Raw genomic sequence first — 2505 nt, 5'->3', positions numbered from 1 at the left:
ATGCGGGCAAGGAAGACGGCCTTGGAAGCTGTGGTCTTTTTCGATTCCCCCTTGAACCTGCCTCGGGTAAAGATGTTGATCAACGCCTTTGCCCTAGTCGTTGCTCTTGCTTTGGCCTTTGGGGCAAAAGATCAGTGGGCGATGGTCTTGAGGTTTTTGAATCGAATGCCCTTTGACGCAAAGGATTCAATTTTCAATAAAGATATTGGATTTTATATATTTCAATACCCCTTTTATAGGTATGCACAAAGTCTTTTGTTTAAAGTCTTTTTGATTTCGTTGATAGGTACGGCTTTCATCTTCTTTATCGCCAGAGCTCAGGGAAGAGTTGACATGGAATCCTACAGACAAATCCCCCTTTCGGCGCGAGAGCGGTTGCAATTGGGGATTTTGGCCGGCATTTTAATGCTTTTGTTGTCGTTGGGGTATTGGCTTGACCGTTACGAACTTCTCTTTTCTCCCCTGGGCGTCGTCTACGGAGCGGGATATACAGACTTGCATGCTCGTCTGTTGGCCTTAAACGTCCTTGCCACAGCCGTCGCCGTCATCGGGCTTTTTCTCCCCATAGCTGCTAGACGCAAAAGTTGGAAGTTCATAGCAGTCTTGATTGGAGTATGGATCGTTGGAACAATTGGTTTGCGGGGCATATATCCAGGGGTAATTCAAAGATATGTAGTAGAGCCCAACGAATTTCAGCGGGAAAGCCCTTACATAAGACATAACATCCTGGCCACGCAACGCGCATACGGGTTAGACGATGTAGTAGTGCGCCATATCACTCCCAAAGACGGAGTGACGATGGAAGACCTTAATAAAAACATCGAAACCATAGAGAACATAAGGTTGTGGGATTACGGCCCCTTGCTTAGAAGCTACAAGCAACTTCAGGAAATTAGGACCTATTACGATTTCCCCGACATCGATATAGATCGCTACTATTTACAAAGCGAAGTGCCCAGGCAGGTGATGCTCGCCGCAAGGGAATTGGAGGTTCGGCAGCTTCAAAACCCTACATGGGTGAATATGCATCTCGAGTTTACCCATGGTTATGGCATAGTAATGAATCCTGTCAATGAGGTAACCCCAACGGGCTTGCCCGTGTTTTACGTTCAAGACTTGCCTCCCAGGACAACCATTCCCCTTTCCATTGAATATCCTCAAATATATTACGGAGAAATGACCGATTATTATGTTCTGGTAAAAACGACGGTTCAAGAGTTCGACTACCCTGCTGGAGACGAGAACGTCCGCTCCACCTATGAAGGCAGCGGAGGAGTTCCCGTTAATTCTTTATTACGCAGGTTGGCATTTACCGTTCGCTTTGGCGATACTCAAATTCTTTTCACCGACGCAATCACGTCGGAGAGCAGGATCATGTATTACAGGAATATACTCGAAAGGGCTAAGCGCATCGCGCCCTTTTTGCTTTTCGATCAAGATCCTTACCTTACGGTGATGGGCGGAAGGCTTGTATGGGTGATGGACGCTTACACCATAACCGACAGATATCCCTATTCGCAGCCAACACTTCTATCGACCAAAGCCGGAAAGATGCGTTTTAACTACATCAGAAACAGCGTAAAAGTTCTGGTTGATGCCTATGACGGTAACGTTGAGTTTTACATTTCCGATCCTAAGGATCCCTTGATCCTCATTTGGAATAAGATATTTCCCGATCTGTTTAAGCCCCTGGAAGAGATGCCCTCCGAGTTGATCCTCCATCGACGTTATCCCATGGACCTTTTTCAAGTGCAGGCTCAAATATTTTCCGTGTATCACATGACGGACCCAAACACCTTTTACAACAAAGAAGACGTCTGGTCCTTCTCCACACACGGAGGATCGCAGGCATCGCCCTATTATATCGTTACGAAGCTGAGAGAAGAGGAGAGGGCTGAATATGTCTTGGTCACGCCCTATCTCCCCATAGGAAAGAACAACATGATTGCCTGGTTAGCGGGGCGTTGCGATGGAGATGCTTACGGTCAGCTGGTGGCCTATGTATTCCCGAAGCAGAAACTGATTTACGGCCCCCAGCAGATAGAGGCATTGATAAATCAACATCCCGAGATATCAGCACAGCTTTCTTTGTGGGGACAGAGAGGCTCGGACGTAATATTTGGAAGATTGCTAGTGATCCCTTTGGAGGATTCGATTTTGTACGTGCAACCTCTCTACTTAAGGGCAGAAAACAGCGATCTTCCCGAACTCAAGAGGATAATCCTTGCGGCCGGTGGCCGCGTAGTTTGGGGAGAGCGCTTCGATGACGTAATTAGCGATTTATTTGGAATTGAGGACGAAAGGGAAACCAAAGCGACAGAATCTCCTTTGTACAAATCGGAGGGCTTGCCTGAAGGCGGTACCCTCGGGGAATTGGTAAGGAGAGCCAGGGAAACATACAATGAAGCAGAGGAAGCATTGCGAAGGGGCGATTGGGCAGGGTACGGAGAAGCTTTAAAGCGCCTGGAAGGTTACTTGCAGCGCCTGGACGATTTGACGAGACCC

The 2505-nt window shown here is 47.6% G+C and carries 1 protein-coding gene; it reads left to right on the top strand.

Annotated features, from left to right (window positions below):
• The coding region (locus Q7P41_RS08595) for a UPF0182 family protein (RefSeq protein WP_303883496.1) at positions 1-2505 on the top strand (2505 nt) is incomplete at both ends.

The sequence above is a fragment of the Acetomicrobium mobile genome, assembly GCF_937920065.1.
The sequence above is the reverse complement of the archived record's forward strand: the minus strand, read 5'-3'. Positions and strand labels throughout refer to the sequence as shown.